Raw genomic sequence first — 23,662 nt, forward strand, 5'->3', positions numbered from 1 at the left:
TATTTTAAAAACACGATAGACTCTCGCATTAGCAACGTCAAGTTTTTCTGGAGGCGGCATGGGCCGACAAAAATCGGGGCCGAACGGCGAGCCCGGAGCAGCGGCAGCGGATCCCGCAGATGCGCCGGCGCGCGCACGGCTGGTGCCGACGCAGCAGCGCAGCCGCGAGCGGTTCGAGCGCATCCTCGCGTGCGCGTCGGAGGTGATGATCGAGAAAGGCTGCGATGCGTTCCGGATGAGCGACATCGTCGAACGCACCGGCATCTCGTTCGGCTCGCTGTACCAGTACTTTCCGGACAAGGCGGCCGTGATCGGCACGCTTGCGGAGCGCTACAACGAGGCTGGCCACGACTGCGTGCGGCGTGACCTCGCGAAGATGAAGACGCTCGACGACCTGCACGCCACGCTCGGCCGCATCACGGACAGCTACTACCGGATGTTCGTCGACGAGCCGCTGATGCGCGACATCTGGCGGGCCACGCAGGCCGACCGCGCGCTGCAGGCGCTCGACCGGGCCGATGGGGCGTTCCTGGCGGGGTTGTTCGCGGATGCGCTGGGAGAAGTGGCGCCCGACACCCCGCATGCGCAACGGAGCGCATTCGCCGAGCTGATGATGATCCAGATCGCGGCGGCCGTGCGCCATGCGATCACGCTGCCGCCGAAGGCGGCGCGCGTGATTCTCGCGATGTTCAAGCGTGGGTTGCCGCGGGATTTGTCGGTGCTGGACGCGTAGCCACGGCTCGGGTGGTTCAATTCAATGGTCAGGGTTATTCCACTAACCATCCAACGTCACCTTCGATGAGAGTACCTCCATCGCTGATGGCATCGCCCAGACGAGCAACCGGCTTGCCTTCGATGCTGCTGCCGGGTGAGCCGGTCCGGCACCGATGCCGGCTTTAGTCCGGCCCCGTCTAGACGAGCTGGCCGCTCCGCGTATCGTTGATTTCGGCGAGCTGGCCGCCGGCGTCGTAGCGATAACGGCGTACCAGCAGGCGGTTTCCGCCGCCCGTATGTGTGAGCGTTGGCGTGTCGCGTGCGAGCACCTGCTCGCTCAGGCGCTCCATGGCGTCCTACTACTGCGTTTGCAGCAGCCGGCTGCCTTGCAGGCGCGCGACTTCTCGATGCAGGTCGTCGCGCTCCCGATTGACCAGCTCGCACTCATCGAGCTGCAGCGCCAGCAGGAAGCCGTAGCCGCAGATCAGCTCATTGTTGCGAAATCGGCCCGCGCTGCCCATCGAACCGCCGGCGATCAAGCGGGCGCCGCAGGCAGTCTTCATGTTGTGCAGCGCCACCTGCATGCCATCAATGTCAAAGTTCGGGCCGCCCTCCGCGATGGGAAAAACGCCCTTGCACTTCGGGCGGTTCACCAGGTGCCCCAGGACCGCGATCTTCCCGCCGTTGAGTCGCTATTGACGAAGCCTTGCATGGCCACGCCGCCGTGGTCGGTCATGGCGCCCTTACGAGCGATGTCTTGCATATCCCCCCTCTCAGATTTGACCGTACCAAGGCAGCAAGGCATTGCTCGCGACACAGGAAATCAACCTGGCACGGCGTTTCACTGGTAATGCCTGAGTTGCTCGATCAATTGACCAGCCGTCGCGTCATTGAGACGCATGTCTCCCGTGGTCGAGAATTCGTCGCCGTATAGCGACGCAAACTTGATCTCGATGACGATGCTGTTGTTGGCGAGCAGTTTCAGCATCTGTTCGTGGCACGCCAGCTTTGCCACACTCGATAGCGTGAAAAGCGGCACTTCCTCACCCGCCTTCACGACGCCATCTTGGAGAGGCCACCCCGTCCTGAAGCAGTCCGTTGTGCTCACCCCCATATCAGCACGAAACTGCGGCCAGATGCTGGGGCCCAGCCCTGTGTATTTCCTGTCGCCTACCGTGACCGTCATGCTCTTGATGATCGCCGGGCCGAGACCCGCATTCGACAGGTAGATGCCGTACTTCCGACTCGTGTCGTCGAAGTACTGCGTCGTGATCGCATACGGGCGGTAAAGCAACTTGTTGCTCGCATAGCTCTCGTGGGCCGCCCAAGCCGCCCGCAGACCTGCACCTGCCGAAACTGTCGAAATAGCGGCTGCCAGCCCCCCTGTCAGAAACTTGTAGAAAGTTCTTGTGCGCACTGGTTACTCCCATGTCGCTGCCCCAATTCAAAACAATCGGATCGCCAATGTCCGCCCCGCCCGCCATCCTCCGCGTCGGGAATATGCGTGCACCCGTTCTTGGGACAACTATTCTTGAATCGCGAGCGAGTGCGAGCAAGTGCATCGATGCTCGCACCACCCTCTTCATTCACCAATTATCGGTACGGTAAAGCCTCGTGTTGCAGTGGTTGCAGATGAAGATGCGACGAGGATCAGCCCTTCCCTTCAGGCCCCAGTTCCTGATACTCATCGACTTAAAGACGGCGCACTGAATGCCGCGCGAAGTCCTGCATCGTGGGTACTTCTGCAGATACTGCGCCAGTGTCAGGGTGCGTTCGGCGACCCGTCTGCTCTCGGTAAGGTGGTCGCGTATCCTTCCACATAGCCATAGCAGAAACAGAATGGCCAACACGCAGAACACGAGATTGCTGACGATTTGTATCAAAGACCGGGCCCTTCCTCGTTACTCAAAGAGCTTGACGATCTCTGGCGAATACAACGACGGATACTTCTTTGCGGAGGACAGCACAATCTGCTGGACCGTTTTTCCCTTTACGGAAGGGTCTGCAGCAACGTAGCTATCGGCAAACGCCAGGGCCGTCTTCTTTGCGCCCGCATCCAGCAAGGCTTTGACGCAATCGGGATTAGCGGAGGTGGCCGCTTCGCCAAGCGGTGTCTTCACCGGGAAGGGACGCTTTTGCGGGTACGTGGCATCGATGGATGCGCCTGGCTTGAGGAGCAAGGCGATGCGCTGACTCGCTTGCGGGTCAGGCTTGCCGGACATTTCGTATGCCGTTCGAGTACAGACGAAATGCAGCGGCGTCGAACCGACAGCCGACACTGCAAAAGGATCCGCGCCGGCCGCAATCAGCAGCTTGATGACCTCCAGATTCGTTGCACCGTTGCCCGTGAGCACGGTAAAGCCGTTCGGCGTGGTCAGTTTCGGGTCTGCGCCCGCGTGCAAAAGTTTTTGCACGAGGTCAGGATGCGGAAATGCCCTGCTCCCGCCACTCGCCGCTGCGATCAGTGGTGTTTGGGTGCCGCCTTGGGCGATGACATTCACGTTGGCTCCGGCCTTGATCAGACGATCGATGATCCGCTCCTCATCCGGAGAAACCGCTGGCCCTTGGACATTGTTCAACGCGGAAAGCAGCAGTGTTTCGCCATTACCCTGAACAGGCTCGTTCACCAGTTGCGGCGCCTTCGCGAGCAGCAGGTCCAGCGCCTCGGGTGCCTTGTAATACGACGCGAGAAAGACCGTCTGGATATCGGGCATTGCACCCTTATCCAACAAGTTTCTGATGGCGGACAGTTTTTCCGGCGTCTTGTCGTAGGCGTACTCACCGACCGCATCCTGCAGTGCATTGGCGGCCCCCTCGTTCGCCGCGTTCGATGCCATCGGCACGACAGCAAAGGCAGCAGCCAGGCACCAAGACATCACTCGGCGGTTCAAATTTCTCTCAGGTCGCATCACACCCTCTATTTTTAATAAAAACGGCTATATTAATCGAATATATCTTTCAAAACCGATTGTAGTGCCGCCTCGCCTATCGACATCCGCGTCTTGACCTGCGAATCGCAGCGAATTTCTGATCGGCCAGGTCGAGCAGTTGACGCCACCGGCTTCCACGGCCCGAATAGCACGGAAGCGTCCTCACTGAGAAATGTCATCAGGTGTGATGCTGCGCCGGTCCCGGCCCTCGATCAAGGTTGGTGGCGCATTGCTTAAGCAGTTTGGGTAGTGCCGGGGCGCGGCAGTGCTGGCACCGGCACCCACCGGGCCATCGCTGTAGGCCGGCTAACTGCGATGCGTGTCGTTGAAACGCGTCCGGGTGCGCCTTCACTTTTCGAGCGAGATATTTCTTTGCTCACCCCGGGCATGGCATCACCTGTCCTCACATTTCATCCGATTACCAAATACAACTCGCATTGCTTACCTTTCAGCCACTTCGGCTGTCGAGCCGCCCCGTCCCATGTCTGCCCCGTTGCCGGATCACGGTAGACACCATAGACCTTTGGGTCCCGGGCTGGCTGCACTACGGCGGGCCGAGATACAACCGGCCGAACTGCAGCCCCGTCAAACTCTTCGCGCAGCGACAACACGAATCGGTCGATCAGGCCCTGCGCCAGCGCTTCACGCCGCTCGATGGAGCGTAGCGCCTCAATACGTTCGTCGAGCACGGCAAGCATGCTCATGGCTTCGGCATCGAGTAGGCAAACTTTTAAACCAGGTCCGGCATCGCCTTGCGGTTCGGCCCGTACTTCAATGTCATGCCAAAGCTGTCCGCGTAAAGCGCATCGGAAACCTCCGTGCCGCTGATCGCCTTCCCCGCCATCCCGGCCTGCCACATGCAGTACAGCCTCATACTCACTACCCCAAGCTTGGATCAAAGGCCATCCACCAACCCACGGCCACCATCCCGACGAAGGTGCCACCCCACATCAGCGTGGACAGCAGCATGCCGATGAACCAGCGACGGTTCATATGGGGGAGTTGGCCGTCGATAGCTTTCTGCTCGATGTCGCTGGGCGGATTCATCCGGTAGGGATTCTCGCCTTCCCAATGCATCGCCTCGGCCAGTTCCGCGGGCATGGGTGGGCGCGGAGCGCGTCGCTCCATCCACGGGATGAGGCGATCGCTCCAGTAGCCAACCATGGCCTCCGACGCAAAATACACCTTGTAGAACATGCCCGGTTTTAGCCGGTGTTCCTTGTCAACCATCCCTGGATTCAAGTCGCGATCCATGCGCGCGTGAATACCGTGCTCCTGGCCTTCGGGGATACGGTACTCGATGGGCGGCACCTTCTCGGAGGGCCCATCCATATAGGCCCGCACAAACTCCCACAGCTCCGCCGGCGGCAGCACCGCGATGGCTGGATCACTCAGGCGGATGAACCGCGTCACCTTGCGCGTACCCGGTTTCAGCACGCCCACATCCAGAAAAAACGAGGTGACTGTGCCAGTGGGACTGACGGCTGTTACGCGCGTTACATAGGGAACCACCTGATCGTAGTCCAGTGCCGTCCAGCCCCCCTTCTTACCTTGCCATTGGTAAAACCGACGCAGGCGGCGGCTCAACAGGATGGGGGAATGCGGACGGTGCAGCAGGCGGAGGGGGACGCCGATGGCAAACCATAGGCATATCGCCAGAATAAGTGTGCCAATAATAGGTAAATCCCACCCATTTTTGTCCACTTCCATCCACGAACAAGCCACCATGGGGAGCATGCCTAGAAACCCAAGTCCACCGCCACCCCAGACGCTCGCGAATAGGCCGAACGACTTATGTGTGGTCCGAGCCGTTTTACTGAACTCCAGATAGGCCGGGTTGATCTTGGCCACCATCTGCCAGGCATCCGCTTCAGCACCCACCTGCGGCGGTTCACCTGCCTTGGGCAAGATGAAGTAGGTGCCGTTTTCCTTTTCCGGCAAGGTCGGACGCAGCAGGCTCATGTCTTTGGTACCGGGTAGGCGAACTCAGAATCATCGTCATTCGCGAAGGCCTGCCAGGCGCAGTAGAGTCCCATGCCTACTGCCCCCAGCTTGGATCAAAGGCCATCCACCAGCCCACCGCCACCATCCCGACGAAGCTGCCACCCCACATCAGCGTCGACAGCAGCATGCCGATGAACCAGCGACGGTTCATGTAGAGAAGTTCGCCGTCGATAGCTTTCTGCTCAATGTCGCAGGGCGGATTCATCCGATAAGGATTCTCACCTTCCCACTGCATCGCCTCGGCCAGTTCCGGGGGGAGCGGCGGATGAGGAATGCGACGCTCCATCCAGGGGATGAGACGGTCGCTCCAGTAACCAATCATGGCGCTAATGCCGAAGTACAGCTTGTAAAACAGACCAGGACGGAGACGGTGTTCCTTGTCCAGCAGGCCGGCAATCATGTCGCGATCCATGCGCGCGTGGATACCGTGCTCCTGACCTTCGGGGATACGGTATTCGATGGGCGGCACTTTGGCCGGTGGGCCATCCATGTAGGCCCGCACGAACTCCCAGAGCTCCGCCGGCGGCAGCACCGCCACGGCCGGATCGCTCAGGCGGATGAACTGCGCCAACTTGCGCGTGCCAGGTTCGAGCACGCCCACGTCCAGGAAGAACGAAGTATCCGTGCCCGCAGTGCTGACCACGGTCAATCGGGTCACGTAGGGCACCACGCGGTTGTAATCCAATACCGTCCAACCAGTCTTCTTGCCCTGCCATTGGTAGAAGCGGCGCAAGCGGCGACTGAGCAGGATGGGAGACTGGGGCTGTCGCAGTTGGCGGTATGGGACGCCGATCGCAACCCCCAACGAAATCAACAACATCGAAGAAAAAATAATCACACCGTCTATTCCGAGGCGATCCACGTCAATGAATACCTCAATGGCCGTAGGCAGTAATCCCAAGAAAAACAGCCCCCCTCCCCATATGCTGATCAGCAGATTCATTGGCCTGAAGCTGGTCCGCGCAGTCTTGTTGAACTCCAGATACGCCGGGTTGATCTTGGCCACCATCTGCCACGCATCCGGTTCGGCCCCCACTTGGGGCGGTTCACCAGCCTTGGGCAAGATGAAGTAGGTGCCGTTTTCCTTCTCTGGCAAGGTCGGACGCAGCAGGCTCATGTCTTCGGTACCGGGTAGGCGAACTCAGAAACCAGGTTCGGCATTTCCTTGCGATTCGGCCAGTACTTCAAGGTCATGCCAAAGCTGTCCGCGTACAGCGCATCGGGAACCTCCGTGCCGCTGATGGCCTCCACCACCTTCTCCGCGGCACGGTGTATCGCCGCCCCACTACTGTCCATCGTGGAAAAGAATCCTTCGATGCGTACGGTGCCCAGCGCCTTGTCGACCAGCAATTTAGGCTTTTGCTGCATGCCGGTCAGACGCCGAGAGAGTTCATAGCGGCTCGGTTGCTCGCGCCCATCCTCGCACTGCAGTTCACCGATCGGCAGCCGTTGGCCCTTCTGATAAGCATGGAACTGCACCTCCAGGCGCGAACCTTCGGCATAGCGTGGCAGGTCGATCTGATAGCTGCCCAACCCACCATAAGAGCCCCGGAGTTCGCCAAAACTGGCCTGTGCCACCAGCACGACCTTGTTCAGCCCCTCGATTTCCGCTTCCAGGCTGGCGAAGGGCTCCACCGCTGTATCCTTGGGATTCTTGAGGTAGGGATTTTTCGATACGAGCTTGCCTCTGCGGTAAGCGCCTTTGCCAAACACGCCGTTGTCCAGCCAGTACTCCACCGGCAGCAGGTTCTCATCGTCCGTCGCAAAGGCCTGCCAGGCGAAGTAAAGCCCCAAGCTGGCAGCAGCAATGAGAAGCAACGTCCAGGCTACCGGTCCCATCATTGCAGCAATACCCGTAGCTTCAACTCCTGCAACTGATGCCGCGGTGGTCGCCCCCAAGCCATAACTGGCCACACCCGCAACGACAAACAGCGCACCTGCCCCCATCGACCAGCTTCCGGCGTCTTTGTCGCCAGCGGCATACTTCCGTCCACCTTTAAAAATCGCATACGCCCCATCAATGACACCGGCCACCGCACCAAGCACTGCCGCTCGCCGGATGAGAACCGACACGCCTACCTTCTCTGCCCCAAGAAACGCTTTCACTGCTGCAGTGACCCCCGAGTACGCACCTAAGGCTCCAAGCACTGAGTATGTCAAGCCGATGCCTAAGTCCGCATATTCCCTCGTGCCTGGATCATTTGTCTTCCGGAATTGCTTGATCATGTCCACGCCCTGCATGACTTGAAAGAAGAGCGCTCCCGCGCTGAGGACCACGTCGGCCCGCAGCCCCAATCGCATCAATTGGTTCTGCAATATCGGATTAGCTTGGGTCGGTCGTGCCGCCGCCTGCGCGGTGATGTGCAACTCAGTCAGTTTCAAGCGCTCCAGCTGCACATAGTCCAGCTTGCCGCCGCCTTCCATCTTCTTGACCACCCAGGCCACTACCGCTGTGGCTTCCTCGCGCGTGCCCGGCGGCGTGAGCACCACCGCGCCTTGCACCGCGCCGGAGAGCGCTGGCTTGCGGATTTCCGACAAGCCCACCGTGCTGCCCTTGGTCGCCGCCACCGGCGCTCGCGCCTGCACCCGTGGGTCGCCCAGGAAGGCGGCTCCCCACTTCTGCGTAATCTGCTGCCAGGTGCCACGCATCAGCGTCGGTTCGGGCACGATGTCATCGCGGGTGATGAGCGCCAGTGTGACCTGCCGGATCAGTTTGCGGTACGCCTTGGGGTTCTTGTCACGTAGCCGAAATAGCTGGCCCGCGCTGGTTTCGATCAGGGTGGCCGTATTGGCATTGGCGGCACGGCGCGCGCGAATCGCCACACGGATGCCCTGTATCTGCGTTACCCCCTTGCCAAGGAATGTGCGGACAAGCCCCTCCGCCTCCTTGGTCGCGTTGTAGGCATCATCCTGGTCGCCTGGTGTCTGTGCCAGATACTTCAGGTACGGCACGTACATCGCCCCCATGGCGCGTGCGAGCCAATTGTCCGGGTCTTCCGGCGGCAAGTTCAGCACCGGGGTCCACAGTTGTTCCTGTTCCATGAGCGTCTGCCCGGAACCACACAGGCAGTACGCCACCATGGCTTCGTGCGAGGCTGCCGAGCCTGGCTGGTCGCAAAAATCGGTGCGTTGCTGCTGCTGCCAGCGAAGTGACCGGATGACTAAGCAAAAGTCTTCGCTGATATCCTTTTTGCGCTGTTCCATGGCAGCCAGATCGACGTGCTCCCGCAACGCCTCCTGCCATGCTTTCTGATCGATGTGCTTGAGGTAGCGGTCCGCTCCGTAGTGCCTTGCATACCAAGGCCCGGGGTTGCGTTCGGCATTGAGCCGAATGCCTTCGATTAGCGCGGCGACCAGTCGCTTTCGAGACCTCTCCTTGTCGCCTACGCCCTCCAGAGCAGCGGCCTCCGCAACGGTCTTGTTGCGCAGGTAGTTCAACTGCATGGCATGGCCCACCACGTCGTCGAGCACCAGAAATAGGCCAGTCTTCGCGGGGGTGTTCTTCGATACTTGCGCCATCTGCTCGGCCAGGCTGGACGCCGATGGAAAGAGGGCGTGGTGCTGCGGGGACACCGCTGCGCCGCTCCGCGCGCGCAGCGGCTCAAGCGTGTGCTGGTCGATAAATTCGCGAGTCGGTTGAGGAGTGTAGTCGGCCACATGCCTACTCAGCCAAGCCGTCATAGCTCGGCCGTTGGGGACCGCCGTGCCTACGCCGAGTTGACCGCGCGCCGCTGCCATCAGGTCCACCTGTGTCATCCGCTTGCTGCGACAGCCGTCCTTATCGTCGCGGTAGTCGTCCAGCACGCCTTGCGGCCAGCGAAACCGACTGAAGGCCATCCACACCTTTGGGGTCTTCTCGGGGTCGAGCACAATGAACTCCAAGGCCACCGGATTGTGCTCGGGACGCCGGCAGGCATCGGGCTGGTCCATCGGTTCCACCGCATCTGCCGGAGACGGCAGGTCCAGTGGCGGCATCTCCCGCAACAAGCCAGATCGGTCCACCAGATAGGACTGCCATGTTTTATCTGGTTTGAGGACGTACAAGTAACCAGCCGGCAAGACGCGCATGTAGTACCAGTGATGCTTCAGGTCGGCTGCGCTCAGTTCCTTGCTCAACGAACGCAAGGGTTCCCTCATTGGAAGCGGATCACGTAGGCCCGGCGGATTAGTGGGCAGCAGATAGTTCGGCAGTAACCCTGATACGAGTGGCAAAATGGCCAGTCCGTTCTGCTTCACGCAATTGGGGCACTGGCCTGATTTGGCACCGCCCTTGGGATTCATGGCCGCTCGTTTCTTGGCGGCGTCTAACGTTGCGGTACTCATGCTTGCCCCATTCTTGACTGAGAATTCGCCATGCTTTGCCAATAAGTGTCGTCAAACCGGTCGAGGGCCGTTATGGCTGAACGGCCCTGACTGACTTCGACTGTCATGGCGTTGCGCACATCAGGGAGACGGTCAAACTGCTCATGCACCAGCACGCAGTGCAGCGCATAGATGACGTGTTCATGCTCATCTGAGAATGCCCACGCCTGGCGGCCTTGGCAGATGCAGCGTGCTAGGTGCAGCGGGTCCACTGCGCCCACGTCATGCCCGGTGTCCTGAAGGATGTCCAATACGCGGTTGATATGCGGTGCCTGCTCCAACAGCGCGATCTGTTCATCGGTAAGGTGAAGTGCGGTATGTAAGCCTCTGCCCTCGTCGCGAGACGTGAGGGTGTGGAGCGTCTTGTCGCGGCCCGTCCAATACCAGCCGCTTTCCAGACCCATCAACGCGTGGGCTTGATGTGGGCTGAGCATGGCGCGCATCAGGTCCATAACGCGCGGGTCCCAATACCGTAACAAGCGCGCGCGTTCCGCGGATCTCAGCAAGGCGTTGCTGGCCAGATGCGCAGCCACCTTGCTGGCGGATGCTGAAGTAAACAGCCAGCCGCAAACGGTTCGCGCGCCGGGCACATCCTCCCGCGACCGTTCCGCCTCTTGAGCCGCAATATCCACGGATCGTTCGAAGACGTCGCCATGCAAGCCGGCTTGCATCAAATAGGGACGATGCGCGCCGCGGAGGCTTTCGTGCTCGATGGGGAGCGGGACTTTCCAATTTGGCAGATCGTGGAAAGGGTCGCCAAGTAAAGGGTCCACCACGATGTAAATGCGATTTCCAGCCATTGCCCAGGGTGTGTTTCGTAGTTCGCTGCGCAGCAATTTCATCTCCCTTTACACAATGGCCGTGCCGGCTTGTGCCGCAGCCTGCATCAGGTACTGGCAACCAGAGAAATGGCGCTCATCCACCTTCTCGCTCGCAGGCCCCACGAACTGGTGGGCTGCCGCCTTGACGATGAAGTCTCCCGGCATCCCCAGTTCGATATTGCCGCCCTGCATCTTGAGATAAGCGCTGCTGTCGCTGATCATGGTGATGTGCTTGTCGGCGGAGATCTGCACGTCGGATTGACCCGAACTGATTTCGACGCGCTGCTGCGCTTCCAGGCGTATCGTGTTGTGCTGCGCCTGCACCACCACCGGCCCCTGGTTCGCTATGGCGCGCAGCTCGCCGCCGTGCGCGAACAACCCAATATCGCTGCCCGCATTCATCGTGGCGCGCGCGCCCGCCGTCAGTTGCACGTGCTCCTGCGCCACACCATCCAGGTGCCGCCCCGCCGCCAGCCCGATGCTTGCCGGCGTCGCCGCCGCGATCCCGCCCGGCGCGCTCATCGCAATCACTGGCTTGCCGCCGCCGCTCCCGTCCTGCTCGTCGTTCGCGCCGTGACCCAGGTCGCGCACCGCCTCGCTCAGCGTTTGCTGCGGCTTCGCGTCGTGTTGGACACCCTGGTGCTGGCCCGCGTAGTCGCCCAGCTTCTTCGCCAGCTCCAGCGCCGCCTCCAGCTCGGCCACGATCTGCGCGCGACTCAACTGGCCTGCGTTCGCCTCCGGCTGCGCCTCGGTGGTGACCAGCAAGCCTTCGGCCGCCCGCATCGCCCCGCGCCGGTCCGTGCGCAGCTCGAAGCCTTCGCCGCGCGGCTGCCCGCCGTCCGGACGCGGATGCGTCAGATACCCCAGGTGCAGCGCGCTCGCGCCGTGGTCGTTCATCAGCGCCGCGCTGATCTGCTGCGAGGTGTCGTCGAAGCGCAGTTCGCTCGCCCGCCACGCCCCAAACTCCTTGGTCCGGATTGTCGCCAGCGTCTGGTGCTTCGGCAGTTCGTACGGCGGCAGGTTCGTCTCACGGTACGTCCTGCCGATCACCAGCGGTTGATCCGGGTCCCCGTCGAGGTAGCTCACGACCACTTCCTGGCCGATCCGCGGGATCGCCATATGCCCCCACGTGGCGCCCGCCCAGTTCTGCGACACCCGAATCCAGCACGAGCTATGCTCGTCCTGCTGGCCGCGCCGGTCCCACGGAAACTGCACCTTCACCCGACCCCACGCGTCCGTCAGCACCTCCTCGTTGGCCGGGCCCACCACCGTCGCAATCTGCGGGCCGTCGATGCGCGGCTTGGGAAGCGGCTCCGCGCGCCATTCGATATCGTCGGGAATCAGCTCGGCCGTATAGCTATAGTGCGTGCCCTGCCCGGCCCCCGCGCTCTCTTCTTCCTGGCTGGTGTGCTGCACGCCGCGGTGATGGATGCGCACCGCCCGCCAGCCGCGGTTCCATTCCGCGCGCGGGTGGCCTTCGAGCTGGAACGACAGGCCTGGCACCACGCGGGCATCGTCGCCCTCCACCGTCGCCACCTTCGCGTCGCGCCGATGCCCGCGCAAGCGGTTCAGGCTGAATGGCTTGCCCGCGGCATCGCGCTTGTAGCGCCCCGGGTAGTCCATGCGCTCATAGTCCTTGCTCTGGTGCTCCAGGCCCGGCGCTTGTGGCGTGTGCTCTTGCGTGTAGCGTGGATGCGTGAAGGTGTAGTCCCGCTGCACCTGCCGCGCCGTGCGCACGCTCTCCGCGTAGCTGAAACGCCGCAGCGCCGGCTCCGGCTGGTCCCCGCCCGGTGTCGGGTTGTACTGCACCGGCGGCCCCGACAGCCGGCCGAACACCGCCAGTCGATCGCCATAGACCAGCGTGTGACGGTCCGCCTCGTGTGTGAACGCGTGATAGAAGCCTTCCTCGCGCGCGATCCGCTCGAGGAAGTACGCCTGCGTGTCGCCTGCCTGCACGCAGTACTCGCGCGGCAGGTGCTCGGCCGTGACGATCGGCGCGTAGTGCACGACGCCCTGCTCCTTGAGCACCGTGGCCAGGATCTCCGGCACCGTCTGCTGCTGGAAGATCCGCCAGTCCGAGCCCAGCCGCAGCCGTGCCAGCGCCGGCTCCACCACCATGCGGTAGCGCGTGCGCCGGAAGCCCGTGGCGCCCTGCTCGAAGCGCGTGACCACCCCATGCACGTGCCGCACCGGTACGCCGCCCTGCCAGATCGTCAGCGTGGCCGGCTGGTCGAGGATGCGGCCGAAGTCCAGCGCCGGGTCGGCGCTCGACAGCTCCGCACCCAGGCGGTACGACTCGGACAACCCTTCCTCCAGGTCGAACGACACCACGTCGAACGGGATGTCGTTGGCGACCAGATCAAAATGCAGGTCGGTTGGGTTAAACATGAGCACTCCTTGCGATAGGGCGAGGTGCCCATGCTGCGAGACAGTCGCTGGCGATTCGTCGGGTCAACCAGGATGAACGTCCATGGATTACCCCAGACAACATCCTGGCTTGCCTATGCGCCACCGACAATAAGACGTATCCGAAAATGCAATCAGGATTGCGCTGACTTTCACCAAACGTCGATGACCGACAAGATGCTCGGCGACATACCCCTCACCGTTAGCAGTGGGCAGTGGGCCAGCGCTTCACACGTTCCGACTGCGCGCTGGACAGCGCCAGCGTGATTCACTGTTCCAGAACATCCGCCCCTTCGCGTCGATCGACCCCATGGCAGGTGCGAGCGCGTTCGCCGTGAGGTCGATGCCTCGACGATTAGGCCAATACACCGCCCCCCATACGGCGGACGCGACGCGCGTCCATCTGCCCGACGACACGCCGAGCAGATGGGCGGATGCGTCAGGCCACCGGCTTGCGCCAGTCGTCCGAGGCCTCCGTGCCGGCCACGTCGTGCGTCCAGTTGATCTTGCGGTAGGCCAGCGACACCTTGACCAGTTGCGTGTATTCCGCCTTGCTGGCGTCTTGCGCGTGCGGCAGCACCGTCGTGATGTCGATGACGGTGGCGTCCTCAAGCTTGGTCGTGAAGAAGTGTTCCTGCTTGCCGTCCGTCGACGTGCGATACCAGTCGGTCTTCACCTCCGGCAGCATCTCGCCGGTAGCCAGTGCCTGGTAGAGCAGCGGCACGGCCTTGTTGAGCGCACAGGTGAAGATGAACGGCTTGTGCACGCGCTGACCCGACGGCTGACCGCTCTGCGGATCGGTCGGCGTGGTGACCTTGTGCTCGATCTCTTGCACGAGAATTTGGTCTTCGTGCCCTTCCTGGTAGATGTTGCCGACTGATTCCGAGGTAAAGGCACCCTTGGTGATATTGCCTTGGGTTTTACCTTGAATCGAGATGTAGGCGGGTGTTGGCATGTTGAATATCCTTGAATTGCATTGAATGGAGCACGCAGGTCGTAATATCGTGACACGCGGGCCATTGCCTAAAAGCAAAGCCCATGCCAAGAGTCAAACCAATGACCGCAAACCGTTCTGCTATCGAAGATTTCGCATCTACATAACCGCGCCCATCTGCCACACTGACCGTTGACGTCGCAGTTTTTCGCCAGATTTTTCGAGCCATAATTGACCTGCCCATCGCAAAGCCTTGATTTGTCTATCGCCACCGAGTCAAAAATGGCTTGAATCGAGCCATTTTTGGCCCAATCGCCGAGTCCGAATTACTCCCTCACGCTCTCGCGGCAGTCCAAATGAATCGCGCACATAGGACGAATCCGAAAACAAATTCCCATTGACTCACAGCCCGTCTGGGCCGACGGGTAAGTCACACGCATCGCGAAGAGCGGTTGCCAGCAAACAGCTCCATGATGTACGCAAGTTCTCGGCGGATGTTTTCGGTAAGAAAGTATTCGAACGACGAAGCGCAAACGCTTCAGTGTCGAGCAGATAGTGGCGGCGTTGAAACAGACAGAAACAGAGATGCCGGTAACCGAGCTGATTCGTCACGTGAGCATTTCGGAGCAAACCTTCTATCCCTGGAAGATGGGATACGCCGGTTTGCAGACGGGAACCAGGTGCGGCAACTCACACAGCTCAAAGACGAGAACGTACAACTGAAGAAGATAGTCGAAGAACTAATGTCGGACAAAGCGATGCTGACCGACGTATTGAAAAACGTGGAAAGACCTCGCCAAGTGAGATCGTGCCCGGGACAGAGTGACGCCCCTCGCACATGCGGAATCCTGCCCCCAATACAAACTACTCTAGACTGCAAATAACCGGACCGACATAGCGCAATTGTTCACTCGCTACCATCGAAGCTGGCAACGCCCACCAAGTCACCATAGTGGTATGCCCAAATAGCGTATCCCAGCGCCCCTACGACGATCGACACAACGAGCATCCCACAAATCGTCATCCACGCCGGCAGACTCAATACGGCATGCATGATGAATAATGCGCTCGCCAACGCACTCACCACGGACAATAGAAGCATCATCCGCCGCGGCCGCTTCATCGGCATCCAGGTTTCTGGATGGATTCCTGCATCGACAAACACGTCAAGATGGAACCGCAGTCCCGGGCGGCTGGCCAAGCCACGTAGCATTGCAACCGTCAAATCATCACGGTTCCGGAACCGCACGCATCGCAGGAAATTCGACGTTAGCCTCATCGGAATGCGTTGCTCGACGATTTCACCCGTTTCCCGTCGGCACCAAAAAACGAAGTTCTTCGTGAAGGATCTGGATGTTTGAAACTCCGTTCGGACATCGCACGAATCCCCCGGCTTCGCAACTATTTCATCCCACTTGATGCATGTTCCGGAGGACGAAACGCCAATCGTCGATAACCGGCCGGTGCCATACCACATACCAGTCGCATCGACACAAAACCATGCGCCCGCCTTGCCCCCCGCTCTCATAAGAGCAACGACAGATCCGGCGATCAAAGCAAGCCACATGATCACCACAATCGACAACTCAGAAGTCCATTGAATTCTGTTATCCGATACAAATGCGACTCCGAGCCCCAGACACGCGACGAGGCAAAGTAATGCGGAAACGAAGCAAATGCAGCGGGTGCTAAACAGATCGGGGATTCCCATCACCTCCGGAATCTCACGCAAATGCGGCGGCAACCGAATAATGCGGAATGCCGAAACTGACAAGAGTGCACGCCGTCGGCTCCGGAAACGCGATGAATTCTGAAACATACGAATTCCAGGAAACTGAATAAGCAATTTTCACATACCCGCCACAATGGCCATCTCGAAAATTCCTTAGAAAACGTGCGGAGTCGGACATGATCGGCACGTTATAAGAACGACTCATGACTCGATGAGTCGCGTACTCTGTTTCCTTGCGCTAACGACAATGCCAACCCGCGGATGCCGTCCTCCGTGTGGGAGTACGGCCGGCAGTTCTGTCGGCGTCCGATCCGAACAGACTACTCGGCCGACGACAATTTGAATGTTCGTCGCGACGACCGATTCCACGATCCATCGCGACGACCAAAGTCAATACAAACGGCTTGCTACACCCGGCTCACCTCGGCTATAACGACGAGCTTTACTTGCTGTAGTCGTACACCCCACGCCCCGTCTTCCGCCCAAGCCTGCCGGCCGTCACCATCTCGCGCAGCAGCGGGCACGCACGATACTTCGGGTCGCCGAAGTCCTTCACGAACACGTCCATCACCGCGAGACACACGTCGAGGCCGACGAGGTCGGCCAGCGCGAGCGGCCCGATCGGGTGGTTCGCGCCGAGCTTCATCCCCGCGTCGATCTCCTCGGCCGACGCGATGCCTTCCGCCAGCACGAAGAACGCCTCGTTGATCATCGGCACGAGAATCCGGTTCACGACGAAGCCCGGCGAATTGCGCACGCCGATCGGCGACTTGTCGAAACGCTCGGTCAGCTCGCGCACCGCCGACGCGGTCGCGTCGCTCGTCTGCAGCCCGCGGATGATCTCGACGAGCGGCATCAGCGGCACCGGGTTGAAGAAGTGCATGCCGACGAAGCGCGCCGGATCGGCGAGCGGCGCAGCAAGCGCGGTGATCGAGATCGACGACGTGTTGGTCGCGATGATCGCCTCGGGCCGTGCGACGGACTCGATCTGCTTCAGGATGCGGCCCTTCAGCTCGACGTTCTCGGTCGCGGCTTCGATCACGATATCGGCCGCTGCGAGCTTCGCGTAGTCGGTCGACGTCGTGATGCGCGCCAGCGCGGCATCGCGCGTGGCGGCGTCGAGCTTGTCCTTCGACACGAGCCGCTCGAGGCTGCCCTTCAGCGTCGCGACGCCCTTCTCGAGCGCCGCGTCGCTGACGTCGATCATCACGACGTTGAGACCCGCAACGGCGGCGGTTTGCGCAATGCCGTTGCCCATGGTTCCGGCGCCCACGACGCCGACAGTTTCGATGGCCATGAAGTTTCCTGTGTGTTCGGGTGCTGAGCGTTCGATTATCAGATGTTCTCGAAGATCGCAGCAATCCCCTGGCCGCCGCCGATACACATCGTCACGAGCGCGTAACGCCCGCCGATGCGCTTCAGTTCGTACAGCGCCTTGACCGTGATCAGCGCACCGGTCGCACCGATCGGGTGACCGAGCGAGATGCCCGAGCCGTTCGGGTTGACCTTCGCCGGATCGAGGCCGAGCTCCTGCGTGACCGCGCACGCCTGGGCCGCGAACGCCTCGTTCGCCTCGATCACGTCGAGATCGCCGATCTTCAGGCCCGCGCGTTCGAGCGCCTTCTGCGTGGCCGGCACCGGGCCGATGCCCATGTACGCCGGATCGACACCCGCGTGCGCATACGCGACGAGGCGGGCGAGCGGCTTCACGCCCTGCGCGCGCGCGGCGTCCGCGCTCATCATCAGCACGGCGGCAGCCGCATCGTTGATGCCCGACGCATTGCCGGCCGTCACCGTGCCGTTCTCCTTCTGGAACACCGGCTTCAGCTTCGAGAAATCATCCGCGCTGGCTTCGAGGCGCACGTGCTCGTCGGTGTCGAACGCAACTTCACCCTTCTTCGTGCGGATCGAGATCGGCAGGATCTGGTCCTTGAAGCGCCCTTCCGCGATCGCGCGCGCCGCGCGACGATGCGATTCGAGCGCCAGCGCATCCTGCGCGTCGCGCGAGATGCCGTACTTCGCCGCGACGTTCTCTGCCGTCACGCCCATGTGGATCGTCTGGAACGGGTCGTGCAGCGCGCCGAGCATCATGTCGACGAGCTTGCCGTCACCCATGCGCTGGCCGAAGCGCGCGGCCGGCACGGTGTACGGGGCGCGGCTCATGCTTTCCGAGCCGCCGCCGATCGCGATGTCGGCGTCGCCGAGCATGATCGTCTGCGCGGCCGATACGATCGCCTGCAGGCCCGAACCGCACAGGCGGTTCACGGTCAGCGCGGGCGTGTGCTGCGCCACGCCGCCGTTGATCGCCGCGACGCGCGCGAGATACATGTCCTTCGGCTCTGTGTTCACGACGTGGCCGAACACGACATGCCCGACTGCGTCGCCCGGCACGTTCGCCCGCGACAGCACTTCGGCGACCACCTTCGCACCGAGGTCGGTCGGCGAGAAATCCTTCAGGCTGCCGCCGAAATCACCGATCGCGGTACGGACACCGCTCACCACCACGACTTCTTTCGCTGCATTGCTCATCGTCTCACTCCGGTTCGTTCGCGCCCGCAGGCGCGGGGATGCGTTGCGTTACATGTTCGGGTAGTTCGGCCCGCCGCCGCCTTCCGGCGTGACCCACACGATGTTCTGCGTCGGGTCCTTGATGTCGCAGGTCTTGCAGTGCACGCAGTTCTGCGCGTTGATCACCAGGCGGTCGCTGCCGTCGTCGTTCTTCACGAACTCATACACCGCCGCCGGGCAGAAGCGCCCCTCCGGCCCCGCGTACGTGCGCAGGTTCACGTTCACCGGCACGCTCGCGTCCTTCAGCGTCAGGTGCGCCGGCTGGTTCTCCTCGTGGTTCGTGTTCGAGATGAACACCGACGAGAGGCGGTCGAACGTCAGCTTGCCGTCCGGCTTCGGATACTCGATCGGCTGGCATTGCGACGCCGGCTTCAGCATCTCGTGGTCCGCATGCTTGTGGTGCAGCGTCCACGGCACGTTGCCGCCCATCACCTTCTGCTCGAGCCCGACCATCAGCGTGCCGAGGTACAGCCCCTTGGCCATCCACTGCTTGAAGTTGCGCGCGCGGTACAGCTCCGTGTACAGCCACGACTGCTTGAAGGCGTCCGGGTACGCGTTGAGCTCGTCCGACTGGCGGCCGGCCTGCACCGCGTCGAACGCGGCGTCGGCCGCCAGCATGCCGGTCTTGATCGCCGCGTGGCTGCCCTTGATCCGCGATGCGTTCAGGAAGCCTGCGTCGTCGCCGATCAGCGCGCCGCCCGGGAACACCGTCTTCGGCAGCGACAGCAGGCCGCCGGCCGTGATCGCACGCGCGCCGTACGACACGCGCTTGCCGCCTTCCAGGAATGCGCGGATCGACGGATGCGTCTTGTAGCGCTGGAATTCCTCGAACGGCGACAGGTACGGGTTCGTGTAGCCGAGGCCCACCACGAAGCCGACCACGACCTGGTTGTTGTCCATGTGATACAGGAACGAGCCGCCGTACGTATCCGACTTCAGCGGCCAGCCGGCCGTGTGGATCACGAGGCCCGGCTTGTGCTTGGCCGGGTCGATTTCCCACAGTTCCTTGATGCCGATCCCGTACGCCTGCGGATCGGCGTTCGCGTCCAGCTTGAATTTCGAGATCAGCTGGCGGCCGAGGTGGCCGCGGCAGCCTTCGGCGAACAGCGTGTACTTCGCGTGCAGCTCCATGCCGAGCTGGAAGTTCTCGGTCGGCTCGCCGTCCTTGCCCACGCCCATGTTGCCGGTCGCGACACCCTTCACCGAGCCGTCGTCGTTATAGAGAATCTCGGCAGCCGGGAAGCCGGGGAAGATCTCCACACCGAGCGCCTCGGCCTGCTGTCCAAGCCAGCGCGTGACGTTGCCCAGCGAAATCACGTAGTTGCCGTGATTCTGGAAGTTGGCGGGCAGCGCCCAGTTGGGCGTGGTGACCGCGCTCTTCTCGGACAGGAACAGGAAGCGGTCTTCCGTCACCTCGACGTCGAGCGGTGCGCCGCGTTCCTTCCAGTCGGGGAACAGTTCGTTGATCGCGCGCGGGTCCATCACCGCGCCCGACAGGATATGCGCGCCGATCTCGGAACCCTTCTCGAGCACGCACACGCCGATCTCGGTGCCTTTTTCGGCGGCCAGCTGCTTGAGCCGGATCGCCGCCGACAGCCCGGCGGGGCCGCCGCCGACGATCACGACGTCGTATTCCATCGATTCGCGCGGGCCGTACTGCGCGAGCAAGTCCTGTGTGGTCAAAATCCTGTCTCCTCCTGCGTCCCGACCGTCAGCCGGTCAGAACTGGTCTTCCGTCAACGCGAGCACGCCCTCGTTGCCCTTCGTGCCGACGATCGACGCTTCGAATGCGCCTGCCTGCACCAGCACGTGCTCCGCATAGCATTGCGCGATCGCGATCTTCGCGTCGAAGAACGCCGGATCGCTCGCGCGGTTCGCGTGCGCCGCCACCAGCGCGCGGCCCATCTGCCACCCGCACAGCACCACGCCCGCCAGCTTCAGGTACGGCACGCTGCCCGCGAACACCGCGTTCGGGTCCTGCTTCACGTTCGCCACCACGTAGTCGACCACCGACGACAGTGCCTTCGCGCCCTTCTCCAGCTGCGCCTTCACCGAGGCCGCCGCCGCACCGTCCAGCTTGCCCAGCGCCGCCACGGTGTCGCCGATCTCCGCGATCAGCGCCTTCGCCACCGCGCCGCCGTCGCGCATCGTCTTGCGGCCCACCAGGTCGTTCGCCTGGATCGCCGTCGTGCCTTCGTAGATCGCCAGGATACGTGCATCGCGGTAATACTGCGCCGCGCCCGTCTCCTCGATGAAGCCCATCCCGCCGTGCACCTGCACGCCCAGGCTCGCCACGTCGTTCACCATCTCCGTGCTCCAGCCCTTCACCACCGGCACCAGATACTCGTAGATTGCCTGATGACGAGCCCGCGTCGCCTCGTCCGAATGGCGGTGGGCAATGTCGCTGTGCGCGGCAGCCACGTAGGCCAGCGCCCGCGCGCCTTCGGTCAGCGCGCGCATCGTGCCGAGCATGCGGCGCACGTCCGGGTGATGGATGATCGTCACCGACTGCTTGGCCGAACCGTCCACCGGGCGGCTCTGCACGCGCTCCTTCGCGAATTCCGCGGCCTTCTGGTATGCACGGTCGGCCACGCCGATCCCCTGCATGCCGACGCCGAAGCGCGCCGCGTTCATCATGATGAACATGTATTCGAGGCCGCGGTTTTCCTCGCCGACCAGGTAGCCGATCGCGCCGCCGTGGTCGCCGTACTGCAGCACCGCCGTCGGGCTCGCCTTGATCCCGAGCTTGTGCTCGATCGACACGCAGTGCACGTCGTTGCGTGCGCCGAGCGAGCCGTCGTCGTTGACCAGGAACTTCGGCACGATGAACAGCGAAATGCCCTTCACGCCTTCCGGCGCGTTCGGCGTGCGCGCCAGCACCAGGTGGACGATGTTGTCCGCCATGTCGTGCTCGCCCCACGTGATGAAGATCTTGGTGCCGAACACCTTGTACGTGCCGTCGCCCTGCGGCTCGGCGCGCGAGCGCACCAGCGCGAGATCGGAGCCGGCCTGCGGCTCGGTCAGGTTCATCGTGCCTGTCCATTCGCCCGAGATCAGCTTCGGCACGTAGCGCTGCTTCTGCTCGTCGGTGCCGGCCGTCAGCAGCGCTTCGATCGCGCCGTCGGTGAGCAGCGGACAGAGCGCGAACGACAGGTTCGATGCATTGAGCATCTCGATGCACGGCGTCGCGATCAGCTTCGGCAGCCCCTGGCCATCGTATTCGGACGGATGCTGCAGCCCCTGCCAGCCGCCTTCGACGAACTGGCGGAACGCGTCCGCGAAGCCCGGCGTTGCGGTCACGACGCCGTCCTTCCAGCTGCTCGGGTTGCGGTCGCCTTCGACGTTCAGCGGGGCCAGCACCTCGCCGCAGAACTTCGCGGATTCCTCGAGCACGGCCTGCGCCGTGTCGTAACCGGCATCCTCGAAGCCCGGCAACTGCGCAACGGCGTCGATGCCGGCCAGTTCCTTCAGCACGAACAGCATGTCCTTGACGGGGGCGTTATAGCTCATGGTCGATGTTCCAATCAGACGTTATATGAGGGGCGCGATGGGGCTTGATGCGGGAGAACCGGCTCAGGCCCGTGCGACGACGTGAGGCATCGTAATGCTGTGGCGGTGGATTCATATTGTCATATCCGGCCCATGTGGTGACAAAATCGGCCACGGGATTGGGGGTGTGGCGGGGAAAGGCCGGCTGGGTGGGGGTTTGGGCGGGGGTGGGTTTGGCGGGTTTGGGGATTGGCGAGCAAGCTGCGTGCCGCGCTGGCGGGCTGGTGCCGGCGAGATGGCCAGGTTTGCGCGGTGGCTTTCGGACTACGGGTTTACCTTGAGCCGCGGTGGGCACGACGTCGGGGTAGAGATCTTCCGCGCAGTCGTTGCCCGAAGACGGCAACCGGCCAAGATGAGACATCGGGCAGGAGCACGGCAATTCTTGACCATCGCAACCTCAACGCGCCGCGCATCGGTCCATGACCGCCGTTCGTTCGCTCATGCTACGATTCGCAGTGCCTGATCGACAAACGAAAACAGGCATTGACCCATCCGTAGCGAACTGCAGCAGACCCCACTCACGCAATGTACGCAGCTGCCTGGCCTCCCTCGAAAACGCACTGAAAGCCGGTGTCGATGCAGTGATTGCATCCGCGTTGGCATTCGTCCCGGACCTGTTGCCAATAACAGTCCGGGGATCTCGCTCGAATCGACTTATCGCGTCCAGATTCGTGCGATTGCATTTTCACGAGACCACGACATGCGTATTTTCAATACGATGGCGGCTCACGCCATCCCGCTCGTTCCCCGTTCGCTGATCCGTAAGATTTCGCACCGCTATATCGCTGGCGAAACACTTTCCGATGCCCGCGCGCGCATTCATGCGCTCCACGCAGCAGGCTTCCGAACGACCGTTGATGTGCTGGGCGAGACTGCGTCGACGGTCGCTCAGGCGGAGTCGATGACTCGCGACTATCTCGATCTCGTTCACGCGCTTGGCGTGCATAACGAGCCTGCCGAGCTGTCGATAAAACTGACCGCGCTGGGGTTGCATCTCGACGAAGACGCATGCACGGCGCGCGTCGCGTTGATTCTACGAGCGGCGGTAACGCACGGAATCAGCGCGTGTATCGACATGGAGGACATCAGTTGCACCCAGAAAACACTCGACACATTCTTGAAGCTCGAAGCCGACGCACATCCAATCGGAATCGCGTTGCAAGCGTATTTGACGCGTACGAACGAAGACATCGTTTTGCTCAACGCTCGCAAGAGCCGCATGCGCATTTGCAAGGGAATTTATGCGGAGGCAAATGAGCATCTCGTCACCGGTGCATCGAGGGATCGGACAGCGATCAACGCGCACTTTGTTCGGCACGTCGTGAGTGCGATTCAGGCGGGATCATTCGTGGGCATTGCAACCCACGACGCACAATTGATCGACTCGCTAACCAACTGGCTGCAACGCGAGCAGGTCGATAGGTCACGATTCGAGTTCCAAATGCTGCTGGGGGTGTGCGAACCGCTGCGTAACGCTTTACTTTCGCAAGGATTCAACGTGCGCGTCTATGTGCCATATGGTCAGGACTGGTATGGCTACAGCACCCGGCGAATCAGGGAGAACCCACGTATTGCCGGATATATCCTGTCGGCGATGATACGTCGTGATCGGATTCGTTAGCCGTTGCGGCATGCACCGTGA

19 protein-coding genes and 1 pseudogene are annotated in these 23,662 nt (G+C 61.9%); 3 read left to right on the forward strand and 17 right to left on the reverse strand.

Going from position 1 to position 23,662, the window contains the following annotated elements:
- The first annotated feature begins 58 nt into the window (after positions 1 to 58).
- Positions 59 to 733 carry a TetR/AcrR family transcriptional regulator gene (locus tag LXE91_RS36880; protein WP_039362605.1) on the forward strand — a complete coding sequence of 225 codons (675 nt, stop codon included), beginning with the start codon at positions 59 to 61 and terminating at the stop codon, positions 731 to 733.
- A 178-nt stretch (positions 734 to 911) separates the two neighbouring features.
- Here the strand turns inward: LXE91_RS36880 and LXE91_RS36885 are convergent, their stop codons facing one another.
- From LXE91_RS36885 to LXE91_RS36940, 12 genes are all read right to left on the reverse strand, one after another.
- Positions 912 to 1,064: a hypothetical protein gene (locus LXE91_RS36885; protein ID WP_157644915.1), complete on the reverse strand. Its 153-nt coding sequence runs from the start codon at positions 1,062 to 1,064 to the stop codon at positions 912 to 914.
- 9 nt (positions 1,065 to 1,073) lie between these two features.
- On the reverse strand, positions 1,074 to 1,388 hold the full coding sequence (locus LXE91_RS36890) for a PAAR domain-containing protein (RefSeq protein WP_223274259.1): 315 nt from the start codon (positions 1,386 to 1,388) through the stop codon (positions 1,074 to 1,076).
- A gap of 167 nt (positions 1,389 to 1,555) precedes the next feature.
- Positions 1,556 to 2,131 (reverse strand): hypothetical protein, encoded by a 576-nt coding sequence (locus tag LXE91_RS36895; protein WP_046197073.1) that lies wholly within the window; start codon positions 2,129 to 2,131, stop codon positions 1,556 to 1,558.
- Positions 2,132 to 2,615: 484 nt separating this feature from the next.
- Entirely contained in the window at positions 2,616 to 3,605 is a 990-nt protein-coding gene (locus LXE91_RS36900; protein ID WP_157644914.1) for an ankyrin repeat domain-containing protein, read from the reverse strand.
- A 449-nt stretch (positions 3,606 to 4,054) separates the two neighbouring features.
- A complete protein-coding gene (locus LXE91_RS36905) occupies positions 4,055 to 4,348 on the reverse strand; it encodes an H-NS histone family protein (protein ID WP_039362601.1) in 294 nt (97 codons plus the stop codon).
- Between the two features lie 26 nt (positions 4,349 to 4,374).
- Complete coding sequence (locus tag LXE91_RS36910; RefSeq protein WP_256093572.1) at positions 4,375 to 4,503, reverse strand: hypothetical protein; 129 nt, start codon at positions 4,501 to 4,503, stop codon at positions 4,375 to 4,377.
- A gap of 20 nt (positions 4,504 to 4,523) precedes the next feature.
- Positions 4,524 to 5,606 carry a DUF6708 domain-containing protein gene (locus LXE91_RS36915; protein ID WP_052760068.1) on the reverse strand — a complete coding sequence of 361 codons (1,083 nt, stop codon included), beginning with the start codon at positions 5,604 to 5,606 and terminating at the stop codon, positions 4,524 to 4,526.
- Positions 5,607 to 5,682: 76 nt separating this feature from the next.
- Entirely contained in the window at positions 5,683 to 6,765 is a 1,083-nt protein-coding gene (locus LXE91_RS36920) for a hypothetical protein (RefSeq protein ID WP_052760069.1), read from the reverse strand.
- Positions 6,762 to 9,929: a toxin VasX gene (locus tag LXE91_RS36925; protein WP_135370821.1), complete on the reverse strand. Its 3,168-nt coding sequence runs from the start codon at positions 9,927 to 9,929 to the stop codon at positions 6,762 to 6,764. Before LXE91_RS36925 ends, LXE91_RS36920 begins: the two co-directional genes overlap by 4 nt.
- A gap of 38 nt (positions 9,930 to 9,967) precedes the next feature.
- On the reverse strand, positions 9,968 to 10,852 hold the full coding sequence (locus LXE91_RS36930) for a DUF4123 domain-containing protein (RefSeq protein WP_082139477.1): 885 nt from the start codon (positions 10,850 to 10,852) through the stop codon (positions 9,968 to 9,970).
- Between the two features lie 6 nt (positions 10,853 to 10,858).
- Entirely contained in the window at positions 10,859 to 13,219 is a 2,361-nt protein-coding gene (locus LXE91_RS36935; protein ID WP_052760070.1) for a type VI secretion system Vgr family protein, read from the reverse strand.
- A 457-nt stretch (positions 13,220 to 13,676) separates the two neighbouring features.
- On the reverse strand, positions 13,677 to 14,192 hold the full coding sequence (locus LXE91_RS36940; RefSeq protein ID WP_039364670.1) for an Hcp family type VI secretion system effector: 516 nt from the start codon (positions 14,190 to 14,192) through the stop codon (positions 13,677 to 13,679).
- Positions 14,193 to 14,684: 492 nt separating this feature from the next.
- Between LXE91_RS36940 and LXE91_RS36945 the strand changes: the two are divergent.
- A pseudogene (locus LXE91_RS36945) lies at positions 14,685 to 14,986 on the forward strand (transposase); the annotation flags it as partial.
- 92 nt (positions 14,987 to 15,078) lie between these two features.
- Here LXE91_RS36945 and LXE91_RS36950 read toward each other — a convergent pair.
- The 5 genes from LXE91_RS36950 to LXE91_RS36970 form a co-directional block, all read right to left on the reverse strand.
- Positions 15,079 to 15,945 carry a hypothetical protein gene (locus LXE91_RS36950; protein ID WP_135370822.1) on the reverse strand — a complete coding sequence of 289 codons (867 nt, stop codon included), beginning with the start codon at positions 15,943 to 15,945 and terminating at the stop codon, positions 15,079 to 15,081.
- A 400-nt stretch (positions 15,946 to 16,345) separates the two neighbouring features.
- On the reverse strand, positions 16,346 to 17,200 hold the full coding sequence (locus tag LXE91_RS36955) for a 3-hydroxybutyryl-CoA dehydrogenase (RefSeq protein WP_039364674.1): 855 nt from the start codon (positions 17,198 to 17,200) through the stop codon (positions 16,346 to 16,348).
- 38 nt (positions 17,201 to 17,238) lie between these two features.
- On the reverse strand, positions 17,239 to 18,432 hold the full coding sequence (bktB, locus tag LXE91_RS36960) for a beta-ketothiolase BktB (protein ID WP_039364675.1): 1,194 nt from the start codon (positions 18,430 to 18,432) through the stop codon (positions 17,239 to 17,241).
- A 48-nt stretch (positions 18,433 to 18,480) separates the two neighbouring features.
- The gene (locus LXE91_RS36965) at positions 18,481 to 20,109 is read right to left on the reverse strand and encodes an electron transfer flavoprotein-ubiquinone oxidoreductase (protein ID WP_375141155.1); all 1,629 of its coding nucleotides are present in this window, start codon (positions 20,107 to 20,109) and stop codon (positions 18,481 to 18,483) included.
- Positions 20,110 to 20,190: 81 nt separating this feature from the next.
- Positions 20,191 to 21,981, reverse strand: coding sequence for an acyl-CoA dehydrogenase (locus LXE91_RS36970; RefSeq protein WP_039343724.1), 1,791 nt, complete (start codon positions 21,979 to 21,981; stop codon positions 20,191 to 20,193).
- A gap of 739 nt (positions 21,982 to 22,720) precedes the next feature.
- Here LXE91_RS36970 and LXE91_RS36975 point away from each other — a divergent pair.
- Positions 22,721 to 23,641 carry a proline dehydrogenase family protein gene (locus tag LXE91_RS36975; protein WP_039353211.1) on the forward strand — a complete coding sequence of 307 codons (921 nt, stop codon included), beginning with the start codon at positions 22,721 to 22,723 and terminating at the stop codon, positions 23,639 to 23,641.
- The last annotated feature ends 21 nt before the right edge of the window (positions 23,642 to 23,662 follow it).

The sequence above is a fragment of the Burkholderia contaminans genome (genome assembly GCF_029633825.1).
Lineage (GTDB): Bacteria > Pseudomonadota > Gammaproteobacteria > Burkholderiales > Burkholderiaceae > Burkholderia > Burkholderia contaminans.

Bases quoted from the DNA above. Each gene is read 5' to 3' on its own strand.
- LXE91_RS36955 (WP_039364674.1), bottom strand. From the start codon at position 17,200: ATGGCCATCGAAACTGTCGGCGTCGTGGGCGCCGGAACCATGGGCAAC.
- LXE91_RS36905 (WP_039362601.1), bottom strand. From the start codon at position 4,348: ATGAGCATGCTTGCCGTGCTCGACGAACGTATTGAGGCGCTACGCTCC.
- LXE91_RS36965 (WP_375141155.1), bottom strand. From the start codon at position 20,109: ATGGAATACGACGTCGTGATCGTCGGCGGCGGCCCCGCCGGGCTGTCG.
- LXE91_RS36935 (WP_052760070.1), bottom strand. From the start codon at position 13,219: ATGTTTAACCCAACCGACCTGCATTTTGATCTGGTCGCCAACGACATC.
- bktB (WP_039364675.1), bottom strand. From the start codon at position 18,432: ATGAGCAATGCAGCGAAAGAAGTCGTGGTGGTGAGCGGTGTCCGTACC.
- LXE91_RS36915 (WP_052760068.1), bottom strand. From the start codon at position 5,606: ATGAGCCTGCTGCGTCCGACCTTGCCGGAAAAGGAAAACGGCACCTAC.
- LXE91_RS36970 (WP_039343724.1), bottom strand. From the start codon at position 21,981: ATGAGCTATAACGCCCCCGTCAAGGACATGCTGTTCGTGCTGAAGGAA.
- LXE91_RS36930 (WP_082139477.1), bottom strand. From the start codon at position 10,852: ATGAAATTGCTGCGCAGCGAACTACGAAACACACCCTGGGCAATGGCT.
- LXE91_RS36920 (WP_052760069.1), bottom strand. From the start codon at position 6,765: ATGAGCCTGCTGCGTCCGACCTTGCCAGAGAAGGAAAACGGCACCTAC.
- LXE91_RS36880 (WP_039362605.1), top strand. From the start codon at position 59: ATGGGCCGACAAAAATCGGGGCCGAACGGCGAGCCCGGAGCAGCGGCA.
- LXE91_RS36910 (WP_256093572.1), bottom strand. From the start codon at position 4,503: ATGTGGCAGGCCGGGATGGCGGGGAAGGCGATCAGCGGCACGGAGGTT.
- LXE91_RS36940 (WP_039364670.1), bottom strand. From the start codon at position 14,192: ATGCCAACACCCGCCTACATCTCGATTCAAGGTAAAACCCAAGGCAAT.
- LXE91_RS36885 (WP_157644915.1), bottom strand. From the start codon at position 1,064: ATGGAGCGCCTGAGCGAGCAGGTGCTCGCACGCGACACGCCAACGCTC.
- LXE91_RS36925 (WP_135370821.1), bottom strand. From the start codon at position 9,929: ATGAATCCCAAGGGCGGTGCCAAATCAGGCCAGTGCCCCAATTGCGTG.
- LXE91_RS36975 (WP_039353211.1), top strand. From the start codon at position 22,721: ATGCGTATTTTCAATACGATGGCGGCTCACGCCATCCCGCTCGTTCCC.